Raw genomic sequence first — 17,754 nt, 5'->3', positions numbered from 1 at the left:
CGTGCGTTCACGCCCGCGTCGAGCGCACCGTGGCGATCGCCCCGGTGTCGGGGCGGGCGGCCGCGTGGCCCGCCTCGGACTCGGCCGCGGCGCGCACGGCGGCGGCGACCGCGGTCGTCGCCTCGGGGTTGAACACGCTGGGGACGATGTAGGTCGGGTTGAGCTCGTCGGGGTGGACGACCGACGCGAGGGCGTGGGCCGCCGCCAGCAGCATCGACTCGGTCACCGAGCGCGACTGCGCGTCCAGCAGGCCGCGGAAGACGCCGGGGAACGCGAGCACGTTGTTGATCTGGTTCGCGAAGTCCGAGCGGCCCGTGCCGACGACCGCCGCGTGCCGTGCGGCGTCGTCCGGGTCGACCTCGGGACGCGGGTTCGCGAGGGCGAACACGATCGAGTCGGGCGCCATGCGCGCGACGTCGTCCCCGGTGATGACGTCGGGTGCGGACAGCCCGATGAAGACGTCGGCGCCGACGACCGCGTCGCGCAGCGTCCCCGTCTCACCGCGCGGGTTCGTGGCCTCGGCCGTCCAGCGCAGCGACGGGCTCAGGCCCGGCCGGTCGACGTGGACGACGCCCTCGATGTCGGCGACGACCACGTCGCGCACGCCGGCCGCGAGCAGCAGCTTGAGCACGGCGGTCCCGGCCGCGCCCGCACCCGACATGACGACGCGCACGTCGCCGATCTGCTTGCCGACCACCTGCAGGGCGTTGGTCAGGGCCGCGACCACGACGATCGCCGTGCCGTGCTGGTCGTCGTGGAACACCGGGATGTCGAGCCGCTCGCGCAGCCGCCGCTCGATCTCGAAGCAGCGGGGGGCCGAGATGTCCTCGAGGTTGATGCCCGCGAAGACGGGGGCGATCGCGACGACCGTCTCGACGATCGCGTCCACGTCGGTCGTGTCGAGGCAGATCGGGAACGCGTCGATGTCCGCGAACCGCTTGAAGAGCACGGCCTTGCCCTCCATGACGGGCAGCGCCGCGAGCGGTCCGATGTCGCCCATGCCGAGCACGGCGGTGCCGTCGGTGACCACCGCGATGGTGTTGCGCTTGATGGTCAGGCGGCGCGCGTCCTCGGGGTGGTCGGCGATGGCCTGGCAGACGCGCGCGACGCCGGGCGTGTACGCCATCGACAGGTCGTCGCGGTTGCGCAGCGGCACCTTCGACTCGATGGACAGCTTGCCGCCGAGGTGCATGAGGAACGTCCGGTCGGAGACGCGCTGGACGACCACGCCCTCGAGGCCCTCGAGCGCGCTGACCACGTCGGCCGCGTGGTCGGCGTCCCGCGTCGCGCAGGTGACGTCGACCGTCATGGTCTCGTGGAACGACGCCGTGACGTCGAGGGCCGTGACGATCCCCCCGGCGCGCTCGATGGCCGTGGTCAGGTCCGAGACGGCGGTGGGCCGGGCCCGCACCTCCAGCCGGGCGGTGATGGACGAGGACACGGACGGCGCGGAGACCATGCCGTCATTGTGGCGGGTGGGAGGGCCGTGGCGCCCTCCGACGGGCCGTCCGCGCGGCGGTGGGGGACGGGCATGGCGCCGGTGGGCGGCGCGTAGCATCGGCGCGTGCCCGTCCCGCCCTTCGTCCTGGCCCTGCGCGAGCGTGTGGGGCACGACCAGCTCTGGCTGCCCGGCGTGACCGCGGTCGTGCTGCGCGAGGACGGCCCGCGTCCCCGGCTGCTGCTCGTGCGGCGGTCCGACACGGGAGAGTGGACGCCCGTCACGGGGATCGTCGACCCGGGGGAGGACCCGGCCGTGGCCGCCGTGCGCGAGGTGCTCGAGGAGGCCGACGTCGTCGCCACGGCGCAGCGGCTCGCACTGGTGGGCGTCGTCGGGCCCGTGGTCTACGACAACGGGGACCGGTCCCTGTACCTGGACCTCACGTTCCGGTGCCGCTGGGTGTCCGGCGACCCGTTCCCGGCCGACGGGGAGAACACCGACGCCGGGTGGTTCGACCTGGACGCGCTGCCCGCGATGTCGGCGTCGATGTCCGCACGCGTCGCCGCCGCACTGCCCGCGCGCGGCGAGGCGCTCTTCACCGCATGAGCGTCACCCCGTCCGGGCCCGGCCCGGGTGACGCGCTCGCGAGCCTCGCGGGCCTGCCGGGGGTGGCCGCCGCGGTGGACGCGGCACGCGCCGCGTGCGAGGAGCTGCGCTGGCACGAGGCGTTCCGTCGCCGGTGGCGCGAGGTGCGTGCCGAGACGGGGCTGCGGGCGGCGGCCGCGTCGGCCGCGCTCGACGGTGCACCCGTCGGCGTCGAGGCGCTGCGGGCGTGGGCGACCGGGACGGTGGCGCCGGGCGCGGGTGCCGAGGCGGTCGCCGCGGGTGCGCTGCGGGCGCAGGCGGTCGTCGAGGCGCAGCTGCCGGCGCTCGGGTCGCGCGAGACCGGGGCGCGCGTCCCGCTGCCGCAGCTGCTCGCGCGGCTGCACGCCGCAGCCGCGGCCGACGTGCTGCCGGACGCCGAGGTCGGCCGGCCGCGCAGCGGGCCCCCGGGCGACCTGCGCGGGCTCGGCACGGCGCCGTCGCCCGAGGTGGCCGCGGCGCGGGTCACGGGCGTGCTGCGCGACGCGGCGGCGACGCGCGCACCCGCCCTCGTCGTCGTGGCGGTGGTCCACGCCGAGCTGCTGACGGCCCGACCGTTCGCCGGGGCCAACGGCGTCGTCGCACGCGCCGCCGCACGCCTCATGGGGACGCGCACGGGACTCGACCCCACTGGCTCGGTGCTGCCCGAGCTCGTGTGGCAGGAGGCGCCCCCGACGTACCTCGCGTCGGCCGCGCGGTACGCGACCGGTGACGCCGACGCGGTCGCGCGCTGGGTCGTCGCGTACGGGGAGGCGGTCGTCCACGGGGCCGGACACGCCCGTCGCGTGGCCGACGAGGTGCTCGCGGGGCGGCGCGCCTAGCGACCGCCTCGCCCCTGGTGCGCGGAGCCGAGGTCCGGTGCCGCGGGTCGTGTCAGGAGACGGGCGGGACGGGTCCTGGCCGACCGTCCGCCGGCTGGCCGATCCGGCGGCGCACCGCGCCGTCGACGAGCAGCGCGATCCCGGTCAGGAGCGCCAGCAGCCCGAGCAGGAACGTGAACGCGGCTGCGATGTCGAAGTCGTCCTCGCTCGGACCGGTGTAGCCGGAGCGGTAGTCGTTCAGGTCCTCGGCCCGCAGCGACGCGAAGGCCAGACCGACGGTCGCGACCGAGCACACGGCCCACAACAGCCCGCTCACGCGCAGGGCGACGACGCGCCGGGTGACGCGGCGACGTGGACGGGCGGCAGGAGCGTGCGGCACGGGCGACGTCATGCGTCGGACCTAGGGGGATCGCGTTCCGGGCGCGAGGCACCGACCCCCTCGACGGCGGCATGGTGGCACGCGCTCACCAGGGCCCCGCGCACCACTGGGACACGGGTCCTAGATCAGCGTCGCGACGCGGTCCCGGGACGTGACGCCGAGCTTGCGGAAGATCCGGTAGACGTGGTTGTCGACCGTCCGGTCGCTCACGAGCAGGCGCTCGGCGATCTGGCGGTTGGTCGCCCCCTGGGCCACGAGGCGGGCGATCTCCAGCTCGCGGGCCGTCAGGAGCTCGCCGGCACCCGCGGCGCCGGTCACCAGGTCCAGGTCGTCGCCGGCCGCGGCCACCAGCTCCCGCAGCCGCGACGCCTCGCGGGTCGCGCCCACGGCGTCGCCGCCCGTGCGCAGCGCCCGGACGGCTGCGGCGTGCGCGCGCGTGGCATGCAGCACCAGCCCCTGGGCGCGCAGCTCGTCGGCGGACGCCAGCAGCGCCCCGGGCTCCCCGGCGGCGGCGCGCACGTACCGGCCGAGGGCGGGCAGCAGCGTCCCCTGCGCCTCCCGGCCCGCGTCCGCGACGAGGCGCGCACGGTCCGGGTCGCACCACACCGTCGCGAGCTCCGACGCGTCGAGCACGGCGGCCAGCACGTCGCCCCGCGCGACGAGGGCCGCGACCTCGTCCCACGCCGCGGCGGCCGCCGCGCGGGGGTCCGCCCCGGTGGTCACCGCGAGTACCGCGGCGACCGGCGCCGGCCGCGCGAGCGGCGAGAACGCCGCGCGCAACGGCGAGGAGGACAGCTGCGCGACCATGGACCGCGCGCTCGGCACGTTGCCCTGCAGGAGCGAGAGCAGCGCCGCCGTCGTGAGCAGACCCGCGTGGGTGCAGGGCCGCAGCGGGGCCGGCGACCCGGTGGCGAAGACACGGGTCAGGTGGGCGCGCAGGGTCGCCAGCCGGCCCTGGAGGTACAGGCCGAGCGCGACGACGTACCCGTGGGGCTCGATCTCGACGGCACGGAACGTCCCGCGGGCCTGCTCGAGCAGCCGGGAGGAGCGGTCCGTCGCGGTCTGCAGCTCACCGGCGCTCAGCAGGGCGAGGGACAGCAGCGACATCTGGTCGGTGTTCGGGTACGTGGCTGCGGGGCCGCCGTCCGAGAGGACCTCGCGTGCGTCGTCGACCCGCCCGCGGGCGAGCAGCGTCTCGGCGCGGACCACGCCCACCACCGTGTCCACGCGCCGTGCCAGCTCGACGTGCCGGAAGGGCAGGTGCGGGTCGCCGGCGGCGGCGTGCGCGGCGAGGCCGCGGTCGAGCGGGTCGTCGAGCAGGTGCTCGTCGAGCGGGTCCCCGTCGAGGGTGTCCTCCTCGAGCGGGACGGGCGCGACGGGGACGGACGGTGCGGCTGCGGGCTCGGCGGGTGCGGGCTCGGCGGGTGCGGCCGGGACGGCCGCGCCTCGCCGCGGGGCGTCGTCGCCGGCGACCAGCCGCAGGTGCTCCGCCACCGCCCCGGCGAGCGTGGCCCGCAGGTCCCGGGGCCCGGCGGCCGTGGCGTCGAGGGTCCCCAGCGCCTCGTGCACGCGGCCCAGCACCAGGGCGCGGTACGTCGCCTCCCACGCGTCCACGAGCACCGGGCGACGGTGCGGCGGTCCCGGCGTGGTGGCCCGCGAGGCCGTGAGCACCTGCTCGATCGTCTCGGCCGACGCGCCCGCGGTCAGCAGGGCGTCGAGGTAGTTGACCGTGTGCAGGCCGCTCGGCCGGCGCTCCCACGCGGCGCGACACACCATGACGCGGGTCGCGGCGTGCTGCCGCAGCACGCGGCCCAGCACCGCCGCGGACTCGGGCGACGACGCCCCGCTCGGGTCGGACCACGCCCCGGTCCCCGCACCGAGCGGCCGGTGGTCCTCGTCCCCGCCGAGCGTCCGGGCGATGGTGTCGGACGCGCGCAGCCCGCGCGCGCCGTGGCCGGTGTGCCGCAGGTGCTCGGTCAGCAGCGGCGGGAACAGCGCTGCCTGGAGCTCGTCACCGAGCTCCAGGAACCGGAGCAGGCCGTGGTCCTCGAGCGCGACGACCGCGGACCACGGCAGCAGACGGCGCACGGTGGCGACCTCGGCAGGACCGAGCGCGGCCAGCAGCTGCATCGACTCCCGCTCGTCGGGCCCCAGCGGAGCGACGAGCCGGTCGACCACGACCGACACGGCCGGTGTCCACAGGTCGTGCGGCGCCGTCCACCGACCGGCCCGGGCGACGAGCCGGCCCGCGCGCAGCGCCTCCACGACGAGCGTGCGGGCGACGCCCGGCAGCCCGCCGGACAGGGCGTAGACCCGCCCGGCCACGTCGGCGTCGACGTCCCCGCCCGCCACGTCGGCCGTCAGTGCGTGGATCTCCTCGAACGCGAGCAGGGGCACGTGCAGCGTCGTGGCGTCGCGGCCCGGCGGCAGCGCGTCCGCGAGCCACGTCGGCCCGCCCGGCGGCCGTGCCGTGGCGACCACCGTGACGCCGTGCTGCCGCACGGTGGCGGCCAGCACCGCGACCGACGCGTCGTCGAGCGCGTCCGCGTCGTCCAGCAGCAGCACGCTGCGGCCACCACCGAGGGCACGGCCTGTCTCGGCGACCGCGTGCGCGAGCGCGCCGACCCGTCCGGTGGGACCGGTCACGAGGCCCGCGAGCACCAGCGACTCCAGCGGGGCGGCGGCGCGCGTCAGGCCGGGCACGCGCACCACGGCACGGCCGTCGTCGTCGGCCGCGGCAGCCACGCGCTGGAGCAGCGAGCTGCGTCCGGAGCCCGGCAGCCCGACCAGCGTCACGCAGGTCCCGTCGGCGACCGCGGCGAGCACGGACTCACCGAATCGCGCCCCCGGCGTCGGCACGTCCATCTCGTCACCGTACTGAGGCCGGTCGCTCGCCGCCCGGTGCGGCGTCAGGCGGGGAGTGGGTGCACGCGGCGCCCGGTCGCGGTGGGGACGGGTCTGCGTGGAGGGCGCAGGCCCGTCCGTCATCCCGGTCCGGACACGAACGACGGCGCCCCGCGCGGGACGCCGTCGCCGTACCGACGACCGGGGGAGTGATCAAGCGTGCGTCATCGCGGTTCGCTCCGGGACCAGCCCGGTCGACCTGCCCATAGGTGGGCTACTCCTGCCCGTGGGTGCTCCCTCGGTCGTTCGGTTGTGGTCCTGTCCTACACCCGCTCGTCCGGACGGGCAACGGTCGTCAGCGTCGTCGCAGGTCAGTGCGGTATCGAGGGTCGCATGGCGAGATCTGCGTACCGTCAGCCGGACCGTCGTCGGCGCCGCCACCACACCAGCGCGACCACGACGAGCGCGACGCCCGCCAGGACGGCACCGGTCGTCACCCGCACCTGCCTGTCGAGCCGGCGCAGCGGCACGGGACGCCGGAAGGTCAGGACGTCCCAGCCGTGGTCGGCCGCGAGCCGGCGCAGCGCCCGGTCGGGGTTGACGACGTGCCCGTGGCCCACGGCGGCCAGCATCGGCGCATCGGTGACGGAGTCGGAGTACGCGGAGCTGGCGGCGAGGTCGTACCCGCGGGCCTCCGCGAGCTCGCGGATGGCGACGGCCTTGTTCTCGCCGTACGCGTAGAAGTCGATGGCGCCCGTGTAGCGGCCGTCGGCCACCGCCATCCGGGTCGCGATCACCGCGTCGGCGCCGAGCATCTCCGCGATCGGCTCGACGACCTCGGTGCCCGACGCCGAGACCACGACGACGTCGTGGCCTGCGGCGTGGTGGGCGGCGATGAGCTCGACGGCCTCGGCGTAGACGGTCGGGTCGATCGAGTCGTGCAGCGTCGCTCGCACGATGGTGGACACCTGCTCGACGTCCCACCCCACGACGGACCGCGAGAGGGCTGCGCGCAGGCGCTCGGTCGACGTCTCGCCCGCGCCGCCGAGCAGGTACGCGAGCTGCGCGTACGCAGACGCCACGACGGACCGCCGGGTCAGCAGCCCCTCGGCGAGGAAGCCGCGGGAGAAGGCGGTGGCCGACGACGTCGCGATGATCGTCTTGTCGAGGTCGAAGAACGCGGCCACGCGCGGGCGCGGCGCACGGGGGTGCGCACGGGGGTGCGCGCGGTGTGCCGCGTCGGCGGGGTGCTGGTCGACCATGACGCTCCGCTGGTCCGGGGGCGGGGACGAGGACCTGACCGCGCGAGCGTAGCGGCGCGGTCGGACACGCGCGCGGTCGTCCCGGTCAGCCCGGGGTGTCGCGGTCGCGGCCGCCGGGCAGGTCGGTGCAGTCGACCTCGACGGGCGGGTGGGCGAGCAGGTAGCCGCGGGCGCCGGCGTCGCCGTGCAGGTGGGTGCCCAGCGGGGCCCAGTGGTCGCGGCCGACGAGCACGGGGTGCCCCGGCGATCCGCCGAAGACCGCGCGTCGCAGGTCGTGCGGCCCGACGGGTGCGGCGGTCACGCGGGACACCGCACGCGCGTCGAGGTCGGGCAGGTCGACCAGGGTGATCACGACGGCCACCTCCCCGGGGGGCCCGGCGAGGCCCGCGGCCAGGGACGCGCCCATGCCGCCCGCCCAGCCGGCCGCGACCACCACCTCGGTGCCCGGCGGGACGAGCGCGCGTGCGTCGTCCGCAGCGGCGCCCAGGACGACGCGGACGCGGGCGCACCCGCCGCCGAGGAGCGCGTCGTGCGCGAGCCGCAGCCACGGCACGCCGTCGGGTGTCGTGCACAGCGCCTTGGGGCGTCCCATGCGCGTCCCGGCGCCGGCGGCCAGGACGAGGCCCAGCAACGGCTCAGGCACGCCCCGCCGCCGGGCCGAACCGCGCCAGCACCCACTGCTCGACCAGCTGCGCGAGCGTGTAGAGGACGAGCGAGGCGAGCGTGACCACCACGACCAGCGCCCACACCTTGGTGTTCTGCGCGCGGCCGACGGCGGACACGACGCCGTACCCGATGCCCCCGCCCGTCGCGAGCCACTCGGCGATGAGGGCGCCCGTGATCGCCCCGGGCACGGAGATCCTGATGGCGGCGAACACCGCCGGCAGCGCCGCGGGCAGCTGGACCAGGCGCAGCACGGTGCGTGGCCCACCGCCCAGGACCGTCACCAGGTCGCGCATCTGCGGCGACGCCGAGCGCAGCCCCAGCACGATGGTCACCAGGGCGGGGAAGAGCACGACGATCCCGCTCATCACCGCGACCGACGCCACGCCGCGCCCCACGAGGAGCACGATGATCGGCGCGAGCGCGATGAGCGGCACGGACCGTAGCAGCATCGCGACCGGCATGATCGCGGCTTCCGCAGTGCGCGACAGCACGATCGCTGCCGCGAGGACGAGGGCCGCCGCCATGCCGACGACGAAGCCGATCGACGCGTCGGTCAGCGTCTCGCCCAGCAGGCCGAGCACCTCGGTGCGGTTGCTCCCTGCGTCGGCGTCGGTCACGAGGTGCTCCCACACCTGCGCCGGCCCCTTGCCCACGTACGGGGAGACGTCGAACGCCGCGAGCAGACCCGTCCACGCCACCAGCACGACGACGGTGGTCGCGGCCGCGTCGAGCAGCACCCGCCCGACCCGCCGCCACGCGGGGTGCGAGCGGCCTCGTGGGCCGTCGTCGACCGGTACGCCCCCCGGCGCCGGTGCGACGGTGAGGGCGCCGGGCGCACCGGGCGCGCTCACGCCGCACCCCCGTCGGCCCCGCTGCCGCCCGCCGACCACGGCGTGACGACCCGCGCGAGCACCGCGAACAGCGCGTAGCCGGCGCCCGCGACCAGCGCGCACACCAGCGCGATGCCCCACGCCCGCTCGGCGTTCAGCGACTGCCCCGCGTTGACGAGCGCGGGCCCCACGCCGCGGTCGACGCCCCCGATGTACTCGCCGAGGATCGCACCGAGCAGCGCCGCGGGCGCGGCGACCTGCAGCGCGCCGATGATGCCCGGCAGCGCCGCGACGAGCCGCACCCGCACGAGCTGCTGCCAGCGGCCGCCGCCGAAGACCGTGACGACGTCGAGGCTCGCGGGGTCGGCGGACCGGAAGCCCAGGACCGCACCGACGACGGTCGTGAAGAACACCGACAGCGCCGCGAGGACGACGGCCGTGCCCGACGGCTCCCCGGACGGCGGCGGGCCGATGACGATGTAGAGGATCGGCGTGATCGCCACCAGCGGCAGGCAGTAGCTGATGACGGCGACCTGCATGATGAGCCGCTCGAGCGCGGGCACGAGCAGCACGAGCGACGCCAGCAGCAGGGCCAGCCCGTTGCCGACGACGAAGCCGCGGACCGCCTCCTCGAGGGTGACGGACAGGTGCGCGACGTAGAACCCGAGCCCGTCGTCGGCGAACCCGCGCAGCACCCCCAGCGGCGTGGGCGTCGTCGTGCCGGCCAGCACGGTGACGGCCGCGAGCCACCACACGGCGACGACGCCGAGGACGCCGACCGCGCCGGGCGCCCAGCGGCGGGCCGTGGCACGCACGCCCCGTCCGCCCCGCCGCGCCGGGGCTGACGTCGTGCCGGGCGTCCCCACCTCGCCCGCCACGACGCTCACGCGGCCGCCCCGCCGCCGAAGAGCAGCTCCGACGCGTGGTCGTGCAGCGCGTGGAACTCGGGCGTGCGCATCATCTCCGGCGTCCGGGGGCGCGGCAGGTCGACGTCGACGACCTCCTTGACGCGCCCCGGCCGCGGGCTCATGACCGCGACCTGGTCGGACAGGAAGATCGCCTCCGAGATGCCGTGGGTGACCATGAGGGTCGTCGCGGGCTTCTCGGTCCAGATGCGCAGCAGCTCGAGGTTGAGGCGCTGGCGCGTCATGTCGTCCAGCGCGCCGAACGGCTCGTCGAGCAGCAGGACCGACGGCTGCACGACGAGCGCCCGCGCGATCGACACGCGCTGGCGCATGCCGCCCGAGAGCTGCGCGGGCTTCGCCTTCTCGAACCCCTCGAGCCCGACGAGCCGCACGAGGTCCGCCACGAGCGTGTCGTCGACCGGCGTCCCGGCGACCTCGAACGGCAGCCGGATGTTCGCCACCACGCTGCGCCACGGCAGCAGCGCGGAGTCCTGGAAGGCGATGCCGAGCGCGTGCTCGGCGCGCAGCTCGACCGGTGTCCGGCCCTCGACGAGCGCCGTGCCCGTCGTGGGCTCCTCGAGCCCCGCGAGGATGCGCAGGATCGTCGACTTGCCGCAGCCCGACGGGCCGAGCAGCGACAGGAAGCTGCCCTTGTCGGTGTGCAGCGTCGTGTCGTCGAGCGCGGTGACGTGGCGACGGCCCGTCGTGAACGTCTTGCCCAGGTGGTCGAGGCGTACCCCGGTGCCCCGCGGACCCGAGGGGGTCCGCCGGGCACCGGCGTCCTGCTGCACGTGCGTCATCGGCGGTGGGTCACTTCGCCAGGTCCGGCTGCTCCTCGAGCAGCTCGGTCAGCAGGGACAGGTCGAACAGGTCGTCGGCCTCGAGCTCGATGCCCGCTGCGGCGAGCGTCCGCAGGTTCTGCTCGATGAGGTCGTCGGAGATGGTGAACAGGCCGTTCTTCTCCGTCTCGTCGGTGACGATGAGGTCGATCTGGATCGTGGCCTGCTGGATCTCCTTGGCCAGGTCGAGCTCGAGGTCCGCCCCGTACTCCTCGACGGCCAGGCGCGCACCCTCCTCGGGGTCGGCGACGGCGTCCTTCCACCCGCGGATCTCCGCGGCGAGGAACGCCTTGACCTTCTCCGGCTCGTTCTCGATCATCTCCTGCGTCGTCACGACGGACTCGGCGACGAACGGCAGCCCGTTGTCGGCGAAGAGCAGGTTGGTGACCGCGTTGCCCTCGGCCTCCACGGTGATGGACTCGTTGGTCACGTACGCGAGGAACCCGTCGACCTCGCCGTTGACCAGCGGGGACGGGTCGTACTCGACCGGCACCTTGGTGACCTCGGCCGGGTCGATCTCGTTGATCGCGAGCAGCGCGTCGAAGAGGGCCTCGTTGGGGCCCGCCTGCACGCCGATGCGCTTGCCCTTGAGGTCCTCGGGCGTCGCGATGTCACCGCCGTCCGTGAGCGACAGGATCGTGAACGGGTTGCGCTGGAACGTCGTCCCGACGATCTTCAGCGGGGCGTCCTCCTCGGCCACGACCTGCCCGACCGAGATCGCGTTGGACAGGCCGAAGTCGGCGCCGCCGGACAGCACGATCGACTCGGTGGCGCCCGGGCCCGCGTTGAGGGTCACGGAGCTGAAGCCCGCGTCCGCGAAGTAGCCTTTGCTGTCGGCGAAGAACTCGCCCGCGAACTCGGCGTTCTTGATCCACGAGAGCTGGACCGTGATGGCGCCGTGGTCGGCGCCGTCCGCGCCGGCGTCCTCGCCCGTCTCGGCGTCGGCACCGGACGAGCAGGCGCCCAGGACGAGCGCGAGGGCCGCGCCCGCGGCCGCGAGGCCGGTGAACCGCGTGCGGTGTGCGCGCCGGGGGAGCTGGGGGAGGGTCATCGGCACTCCATCTGGGGGGACGGGCGCGAGGGGATCGCGCGCTGCGGTGAAACAGGTGTTGCGCGCGGTGACGCTACGGACGCGGCGTGTCGGCTCGTGTCGCGGTTCGTGTCCCCGGTGTAAACGCCGCTCCCCGACGGTCACGGTTCGGTCTCGGTCGACCGTCCAGGAGGGCTGTGCCGGTGCCGGTACCGGTCAGTAGGCGGTGCGTGCCGCCTGCGCGAGCCAGGCCTCGAACGGGCGCGTGCACCCCGGCAGCCGCAGCTCCTGCACGCGCGTGCGGTCCCACGTGCTGCGGTCGCGGGCGAGCAGCTCGTAGAACGCGGAGTCGTCGAACCCGCCGCGGCTCGCGTCGTGGCGGTCCGCGGCGAACACCACGCGGTCCAGCCGCGCCCACAGGCTCGCGGCCAGGCACATGGGGCACGGCTCGCACGACGTGTAGAGCGTCATGCCGTCGAGCGCGAACGTCCCCGCCGCACGACAGGCGGCGCGGATGGCCTGCACCTCGGCGTGGGCCGTCGGGTCCAGGTCGCGCGTGACGCGGTTCTGCCCGACGGCGACCTCGACGCCGTCCGCGACCACGACGGCGCCGAACGGGCCGCCGCCCTGCGCGACGTTGGCGGCCGCCAGGTCGACCGCGCGACGCAGCCACCGGGCGTCGGCGTCGGACGGCAGGTCGGCGCGCGGGGGGACCGGCCGGTCGGCCGGCACGGCGGTGCGACGGGCGGTGCCCACGGGGTCGACGACGATCGACATGGCGACTCCTCTCGATGTCCTGCCTCGAGGGTGCGGTCGCGCTGTTTCGGCGCCGTTACCCTCGCGCGCCGGTTCTCGAAACAATTATTTCGTAACGTCGCCGCATGCTGGACCAGGCTGCGGAGATCTGCCGCCGCCTCGACGCCGGTCAGCGCGTCGTGGCGGCGACGGTCGTGCGTGTCGAGGGCAGCGCGCCGCGTGCGGTCGGGTCGTCGTTCCTCGTCGGGTCGGACGGCACCGTGGCGGGCAGCGTGTCGGGCGGGTGCGTGGAGTCGGACCTCGTCGAGCGCTGCAGGGGGTTGCTCGACGAGGGACCGGCGCACGTCGTGACGTACGGGGTCGGCGACGACCTCGGTGCGCCGGGGATCACGTGCGGCGGCACGATCGCGGTGCTGGTCCACGAGGTCACGGCGCTCCCCGAGGGCGCGCTGCACCAGGTGCGCCGCGCCGCCGAGGGTCTCGACGCGTGCCTGCTGCTCGACGAGCAGGGACGCGTCTGCACCGAGACCCCGCTCGTCACGCTGCGCACGCCCGCCGCGCACCCCCTGCTCGTCGTGGGGGCGGGCGAGCACGCGGTCGCGCTCACGCGGCTCGCCGCGACCTGCGGGTTCGCCGTCACGGTGCTCGACCAGCGCCCGCTGTTCGCGACCAAGGAGCGCTTCCCCGACGCCTACGCGGTGGTCCGCGACTGGCCCGACCGCTGGCTGGCCGCGCACCCGCTGACCGCCGCGCACGCGGTCGCCGTCCTCACGCACGACCAGCGCGTCGACGTGCCGACCCTCACTGCGGCGCTCGCGTCCCCGGCCCGCTACGTCGGAGCCATGGGGTCGCGGGCGACGCACGCGCGCCGCGTCGAGGCGTTGCGCGCGGCCGGGGTGGGCCCCGACGCGCTGGCACGCCTGCGCTCACCCATCGGCCTCGACCTGGGCGGCTCGACGCCCCAGGAGGTCGCGCTGTCGATCCTGGCGGAGGTCGTCATGGCACGTCACGGCACCACGGGCCGGCCGCTGTCGACGACGACGACCCCCCTCCACCCCCGCTGACCCGTGCCCGTGGTCGCGAGGCCGGCTCAGGTCGCTCATGCGGGTCGGTCGACGACCTGCGCCCGGTGTCGCGGTGGCGTCGTGCCGGCAGTGCCCGTCACCGGGCAGCCGACGGCGCCGGGCGCGAGCGCCAGACGAGGTCGAGGGCCGGGTCGCCCGAGGGGCTCGGGTCGATCCGCTCGACGACGAAGCCCTCCCGCTCGTAGAAGGCGGCGGCGCGGGTGTTCGCGGCGACGTGCTCGACGTACAGCACGCGGGTGTCGCCCGGCAGCCGGCCGACGAGCGCGTCGAGGAGCCGCGGGCCCAGGCCGTGGCCGCGCAGGTGGGGGGCGACGTAGAGCTTGTGGACGACGTGGTCGTCGCCGTGCCGGCCGAGCTGGGCGACGCCGACGCACGCGCCGCCGGCCTCGGCGATGACCACGCGCCCCGCCCTGACCGCGGAGTCGACGTAGGTCGGGTTCCACCACGCGCGCACCTGCGCGTCGGCGGCCGCCGCGCCGATGAGTGGGGCGTAGTGCGGCCGGATGTGCGACTCCCCGAACGCGCAGATCGCGACCACGTCCCCAGGGCGCGCGTCGCGGACGAGAGGTGTCGGCGCCGCGTCCACACCGTCAGCGTGCCAGGCGCCGCGACACGAGGCGACCGATCGGGCCGGCCTGACCGGCTGACGCAGGATCGGCGCTGAAGTGGTCGCATCTGTGTGGTCGGACCCCGTACGTGGTCGGATGTGTGACCACTTCCCGGATCGGTCAGCGCAGGAGGCGCCAGACGCGGTCCTTCGTCATCGGGATCTCGTGCGGGCGGACGTCCAGGGCGTCGCGGACCGCGTTGGCCAGGGCGGGGGCGACCGGGTTGTACGGGGCCTCGCTCATGGACTTGGCGCCGTGCGGGCCCAGGCCGTCGTGGGTGCGGGCCAGCAGGACGCGCGTCGGGGGCACGTCGGCCATCTGCGGCACGCGGTAGCCGCGGAACGTCCGGGACGTCACGACGCCGGCGTGCAGCACGGTCTCCTCCTGCAGCGCCGACCCGATGCCCTGCGCGACGCCGCCCTCGACCTGCCCGCGCAGCTGCTCGGGGTTGAGGACGACGCCCGCGTCGGCGGCCTGCACCGACTGCAGGATCCGCACCGTGCCGGTCGCCGTGTCGACCGCGACGCGGAACCCGTGGACGTTGAACGCGACCGACCGGGGGCTGCCGTGGTGCTCGCCCGCCGCGGTGCGGGGGCCGAGCTCGGCGAACGTCACCAGGCGGTCGCCCACGTGCACGCCGTCGGGTCCGACGACGACCGGCGCGGCCCCGTGGTCCCGCGTCGCACCGGCTCCGACCACCGCGCACGCCGCCGCGACCAGGTCCGCACGCAGCCGCGCGGCGGCCTGCGCCACCGCCCGGCCCGCGACCACGGACCCCGTCGACCCGTACGCACCGGTGTCGAACCCGGACCCGTCGGTGTCCGACTGCCGCAGCCGCACGCGGTCCGGCGTCGTGCCCAGCTCGGTCGCGACGAGCTGCACGTGCACCGTCGACGTGCCGTTGCCGAACTCCGCGGTTCCGACGCCGACCTCGTAGCGCCCGTCGACGTCGACCGACACGCTCGCGGTCGCGTGGTGGCCGCGTGGTGGGATCGTCGCGATCATCGCGACCGCCATGCCCTCGCCCACGCGCCACCGGTCCCCGGCCGGCACGAGCGCGGCGTCGCCCGCCCGCGTCGTGGCCAGCGCGTCCTCGACGAGGTCGAGGCACGCGAGCAGCCCGTACGACGGGGTGCCGTCGTCCGGCCCGGCGACGCCGTACCCGAGGTCGGTCGTCGTGTCGGCGTGGTTGACGAGGAACGGGTCGCCGGGACGCACGACGTTGCGCCGCCGCAGCTCGAACGGGTCCAGCCCCACCTCGCGCGCGAGCTCGTCCATCGCGGACTCGAGCCCGAACAGGACCTGACCCAGCCCGTAGCCGCGGAACGCGCCCGACGGCAGCTGGTGGGTGTAGACCGCCTCGGCGTCGACGCGCTTGGCCGCGCAGCGGTACTGCGCGACCGACTCGTGGATGCCGTGGAACAGCACGCCCGGCGCGTGGTTGCCGTACGCGCCGGTGTCGGTCAGCACGTCGAGGTGCATCGCGGTCAGGTGCCCGTCGGCGTCGGCGCCCAGCGTGACGTCGACGCGCACCGGGTGCCGGCACGGCGCGAGCGCGAGCTCGTCCTCGCGCGTCATCTCATACTGCACGGGCCGTCCTGTGCGCAGCACCGCGAGCGTCACGAGGTCCTCGGTGAGCAGCTCCTGCTTGCCGCCGAACCCGCCGCCGACGCGCGCGGCGACGACGCGCACCCGCTCGCGGTCGAGCCCGAACACGTGACACAGCTCCTCACGCACGAGGAACGGGACCTGCGTGCTGGTGCGGACCACGAGCCGCCCGTCGTCGTCGAGCCACCCCACCGCCCCGTGCGTCTCGAGCGCGGCGTGCGACACGCGGGCCGTGCGCCACGTGCCCCGCACGACGTGCGCGGACGCCGCCAGCGCGCCGGCCACGTCACCGACCTCGCCCCGGCTCGCGGCGACGACGTTCCGCGACGGGTCGGCGATGCGCGACGTGGCCGCGTCCTTGTCGCCGTGCACCAGCGGGGCACCCGGTCGGCGCGCCTCCTCGGGGTCCAGGACCGCCGGCAGCGGCTCGTACGTCACGTCGACGAGCGCGCACGCGGCCCGCGCCAGGGCGGGTGAGTCCGCGACGACCGCCGCGACGCGCTGCCCGTGGAACCGCACGACGTCGTCGAGGACGCGCGTGTCGTCCGGGTCGTCCGTGCGGTGCTGGTGGCGGCCCGTCGAGAACAGGACGTCGGGGGAGTCGTGGTGCGTGAGCACCAGGTGCACGCCCGGCAGCGCCCGAGCGCGGCTCGTGTCGACCGCCAGGATCCGCGCGTGCACGTGCGGCGAGCCGAGGACGGCCAGGTGCAGCAGGCCCGCGGGCGGCTCGTCGAGCGTGAACGGCTCGCGCCCGCACACCAGTCGCCGGCCCGCGGGGACCGCCACGGAGTCGCCGACGCCGCCGTCGCGCACGACGTTCGTCTTGCCGGCCAGCGCGTCGCGCACCGACCGGTACCCGGTGCAGCGGCACAGGTTGCCCTTGAACCGGCGGACGAGCGTCTCCTCGTCGAGGTGCACGTGCCCGTCGTCGTCGGCCAGCGCGGTGGCCGTGACGACCATGCCGGCGGTGCAGAAGCCGCACTGGAAGCCCTGTGCGTCGACGAACGCCTCCTGGACCGGGCTCAGCGCGTCGGGCGTGCCGAGCCCGGCGGCCGTGGTGACCTCGGCGTCGAGCGCACGCACCGCCGGCACCAGGCAGGAGTGGCGCGCCTGCCCGTCGACGAGCACCGTGCACGCACCGCAGTCGCCCGCGTCGCAGCCCTTCTTCACCGCGACGTGCCCTTCCTGGCGCAGGAACGTGCGCAGGCACTGGCCGGGTGCGGGCACCGCGGTGACGTCGCGGCCGTCGACCCTCACGCGGCCACCTCGGCGAGGACCTCGTGCGCGAGCAGGGTCGTCACGGCGCGTCGCCAGTCCGGCGCGCCGTGCAGGTCGTCGTACCACTCGAGCCCCGTCAGGACCCCGTCGACCTGCGCGGACGTGGGCGGGCACGCGAACCGGTGCTGCACGGGACGCGGCGTCGCGGCGGTCACCGTCAGGGTCACGGTGCCGTCGGCGTCGCGCCGGGCGACGACGAGCGACGACGAGCGCCCGACCGCCGTCAGCGCGACCTGGCGCACCGCGGCGCGCGCCTGCAGCGCGTGCGCCGGGACGTCGAAGGCCCGCAGCACCTCGCCCGGCTCGAGCGTCGTGCGACCCGGCCCGACGACGAGGTCGGCGACCGCCTCGCACCGCTCCCCGCCGTCGGGCGTCCAGACGACCGCGACCGCGTCGAGACCGGCCAACAGGCTCGTCATGGCGCCCGCGGGCAGCGCGAGCGCGACGTTGCCGCCGACCGTCGCCTGCCCCTGGACCTTGAACGACATCAGCAGCGCGTCCACGCACGCGGCGACCACCGGCCACGCGCTCCACGCGGGGTCCGGGGCGTGGGACGCGAGCTGCTCGACCGTGCACGTCGCGGCGACCCGCAGCCCCGCGGCCGTGCGCGCGACCGGCTCCCACCCCAGCGACATGAGGTCCACCAGGCCCGTCACGCCCGGCTGCGGCTCGGAGAAGAGCCATGTGCCGCCGGCGAGCGGCCGCTCGCCGGGGGCCAGGCGCAGGTCGGCGCGCGTGCGGGCCGCGCGCAGGGAGCTCACCG

Annotated in this window: 16 protein-coding genes; 3 read left to right on the top strand and 13 right to left on the bottom strand. The window is 75.9% G+C overall.

Annotation, left to right across the window (positions count from 1 at the left end; all coding sequences use genetic code 11):
• Window positions 1–7 precede the first annotated feature (7 nt).
• Complete coding sequence (locus H9657_RS15875) at window positions 8–1,459, bottom strand: NAD-dependent malic enzyme (protein ID WP_191784399.1); 1,452 nt, start codon at window positions 1,457–1,459, stop codon at window positions 8–10.
• A gap of 105 nt (window positions 1,460–1,564) precedes the next feature.
• Between H9657_RS15875 and H9657_RS15870 the strand changes: the two genes are divergently transcribed.
• Both H9657_RS15870 and H9657_RS15865 read left to right on the top strand, forming a co-directional pair.
• Window positions 1,565–2,044, top strand: a complete 480-nt coding sequence (locus tag H9657_RS15870; RefSeq protein WP_191784398.1) for an NUDIX hydrolase — start codon at window positions 1,565–1,567, stop codon at window positions 2,042–2,044.
• The gene (locus tag H9657_RS15865; RefSeq protein ID WP_191784397.1) at window positions 2,041–2,901 is read left to right on the top strand and encodes a Fic family protein; all 861 of its coding nucleotides are present in this window, start codon (window positions 2,041–2,043) and stop codon (window positions 2,899–2,901) included. Before H9657_RS15870 ends, H9657_RS15865 begins: the two co-directional genes overlap by 4 nt.
• A 52-nt stretch (window positions 2,902–2,953) precedes the next feature.
• Here H9657_RS15865 and H9657_RS15860 read toward each other — a convergent pair whose 3' ends face one another.
• The 9 genes from H9657_RS15860 to H9657_RS15820 form a co-directional block, all read right to left on the bottom strand.
• Window positions 2,954–3,292: a hypothetical protein gene (locus H9657_RS15860; RefSeq protein ID WP_191784396.1), complete on the bottom strand. Its 339-nt coding sequence runs from the start codon at window positions 3,290–3,292 to the stop codon at window positions 2,954–2,956.
• Between the two features lie 108 nt (window positions 3,293–3,400).
• A complete protein-coding gene (locus H9657_RS15855; protein WP_191784395.1) occupies window positions 3,401–6,145 on the bottom strand; it encodes a helix-turn-helix transcriptional regulator in 2,745 nt (914 codons plus the stop codon).
• A 392-nt stretch (window positions 6,146–6,537) separates the two neighbouring features.
• Window positions 6,538–7,386 carry an HAD family hydrolase gene (locus tag H9657_RS15850; protein WP_191784394.1) on the bottom strand — a complete coding sequence of 283 codons (849 nt, stop codon included), beginning with the start codon at window positions 7,384–7,386 and terminating at the stop codon, window positions 6,538–6,540.
• An 85-nt stretch (window positions 7,387–7,471) separates the two neighbouring features.
• Window positions 7,472–8,029, bottom strand: coding sequence for a nucleotidyltransferase family protein (locus H9657_RS15845; protein WP_191784393.1), 558 nt, complete (start codon window positions 8,027–8,029; stop codon window positions 7,472–7,474).
• Entirely contained in the window at window positions 8,022–8,903 is an 882-nt protein-coding gene (locus H9657_RS19750) for an ABC transporter permease (RefSeq protein WP_318241548.1), read from the bottom strand. The genes H9657_RS15845 and H9657_RS19750 overlap by 8 nt, the downstream gene beginning before the upstream one ends.
• Window positions 8,900–9,697, bottom strand: a complete 798-nt coding sequence (locus tag H9657_RS15835) for an ABC transporter permease (protein ID WP_318241547.1) — start codon at window positions 9,695–9,697, stop codon at window positions 8,900–8,902. Before H9657_RS15835 ends, H9657_RS19750 begins: the two co-directional genes overlap by 4 nt.
• 68 nt (window positions 9,698–9,765) lie before the next feature.
• Complete coding sequence (locus H9657_RS15830; RefSeq protein ID WP_191784391.1) at window positions 9,766–10,587, bottom strand: ABC transporter ATP-binding protein; 822 nt, start codon at window positions 10,585–10,587, stop codon at window positions 9,766–9,768.
• Window positions 10,588–10,597: 10 nt separating this feature from the next.
• Window positions 10,598–11,677 (bottom strand): ABC transporter substrate-binding protein, encoded by a 1,080-nt coding sequence (locus H9657_RS15825; RefSeq protein WP_191784390.1) that lies wholly within the window; start codon window positions 11,675–11,677, stop codon window positions 10,598–10,600.
• 195 nt (window positions 11,678–11,872) lie between these two features.
• Window positions 11,873–12,433: a nucleoside deaminase gene (locus tag H9657_RS15820; protein ID WP_191784389.1), complete on the bottom strand. Its 561-nt coding sequence runs from the start codon at window positions 12,431–12,433 to the stop codon at window positions 11,873–11,875.
• 104 nt (window positions 12,434–12,537) lie between these two features.
• Between H9657_RS15820 and H9657_RS15815 the strand changes: the two genes are divergently transcribed.
• Window positions 12,538–13,476, top strand: a complete 939-nt coding sequence (locus tag H9657_RS15815; RefSeq protein WP_191784388.1) for an XdhC family protein — start codon at window positions 12,538–12,540, stop codon at window positions 13,474–13,476.
• 97 nt (window positions 13,477–13,573) lie between these two features.
• Here H9657_RS15815 and H9657_RS15810 read toward each other — a convergent pair whose 3' ends face one another.
• From H9657_RS15810 to H9657_RS15800, 3 genes are all read right to left on the bottom strand, one after another.
• A complete protein-coding gene (locus tag H9657_RS15810) occupies window positions 13,574–14,083 on the bottom strand; it encodes a GNAT family N-acetyltransferase (RefSeq protein WP_191784387.1) in 510 nt (169 codons plus the stop codon).
• A gap of 142 nt (window positions 14,084–14,225) precedes the next feature.
• Complete coding sequence (locus H9657_RS15805) at window positions 14,226–16,970, bottom strand: molybdopterin-dependent oxidoreductase (RefSeq protein ID WP_191784386.1); 2,745 nt, start codon at window positions 16,968–16,970, stop codon at window positions 14,226–14,228.
• Window positions 16,967–17,752: an FAD binding domain-containing protein gene (locus H9657_RS15800; RefSeq protein ID WP_318241546.1), complete on the bottom strand. Its 786-nt coding sequence runs from the start codon at window positions 17,750–17,752 to the stop codon at window positions 16,967–16,969. The genes H9657_RS15805 and H9657_RS15800 overlap by 4 nt, the downstream gene beginning before the upstream one ends.
• Window positions 17,753–17,754 lie beyond the last annotated feature (2 nt).

This window comes from Cellulomonas avistercoris, from assembly GCF_014836445.1.
Classification (GTDB): Bacteria; Actinomycetota; Actinomycetes; order Actinomycetales; family Cellulomonadaceae; genus Cellulomonas; species Cellulomonas avistercoris.
Note: the sequence above shows the minus strand (reverse complement) of the source record. Positions and strands in the feature narration are given on the sequence as shown.

Excerpts from the sequence above, each read along its gene's own strand:
- H9657_RS15850 (WP_191784394.1), bottom strand. The coding sequence starts at position 7,386 with ATGGTCGACCAGCACCCCGCCGACGCGGCACACCGCGCGCACCCCCGT.
- H9657_RS15825 (WP_191784390.1), bottom strand. The coding sequence starts at position 11,677 with ATGACCCTCCCCCAGCTCCCCCGGCGCGCACACCGCACGCGGTTCACC.
- H9657_RS15865 (WP_191784397.1), top strand. The coding sequence starts at position 2,041 with ATGAGCGTCACCCCGTCCGGGCCCGGCCCGGGTGACGCGCTCGCGAGC.
- H9657_RS15815 (WP_191784388.1), top strand. The coding sequence starts at position 12,538 with ATGCTGGACCAGGCTGCGGAGATCTGCCGCCGCCTCGACGCCGGTCAG.
- H9657_RS15820 (WP_191784389.1), bottom strand. The coding sequence starts at position 12,433 with ATGTCGATCGTCGTCGACCCCGTGGGCACCGCCCGTCGCACCGCCGTG.
- H9657_RS15860 (WP_191784396.1), bottom strand. The coding sequence starts at position 3,292 with ATGACGTCGCCCGTGCCGCACGCTCCTGCCGCCCGTCCACGTCGCCGC.
- H9657_RS15875 (WP_191784399.1), bottom strand. The coding sequence starts at position 1,459 with ATGGTCTCCGCGCCGTCCGTGTCCTCGTCCATCACCGCCCGGCTGGAG.
- H9657_RS15830 (WP_191784391.1), bottom strand. The coding sequence starts at position 10,587 with ATGACGCACGTGCAGCAGGACGCCGGTGCCCGGCGGACCCCCTCGGGT.
- H9657_RS15855 (WP_191784395.1), bottom strand. The coding sequence starts at position 6,145 with ATGGACGTGCCGACGCCGGGGGCGCGATTCGGTGAGTCCGTGCTCGCC.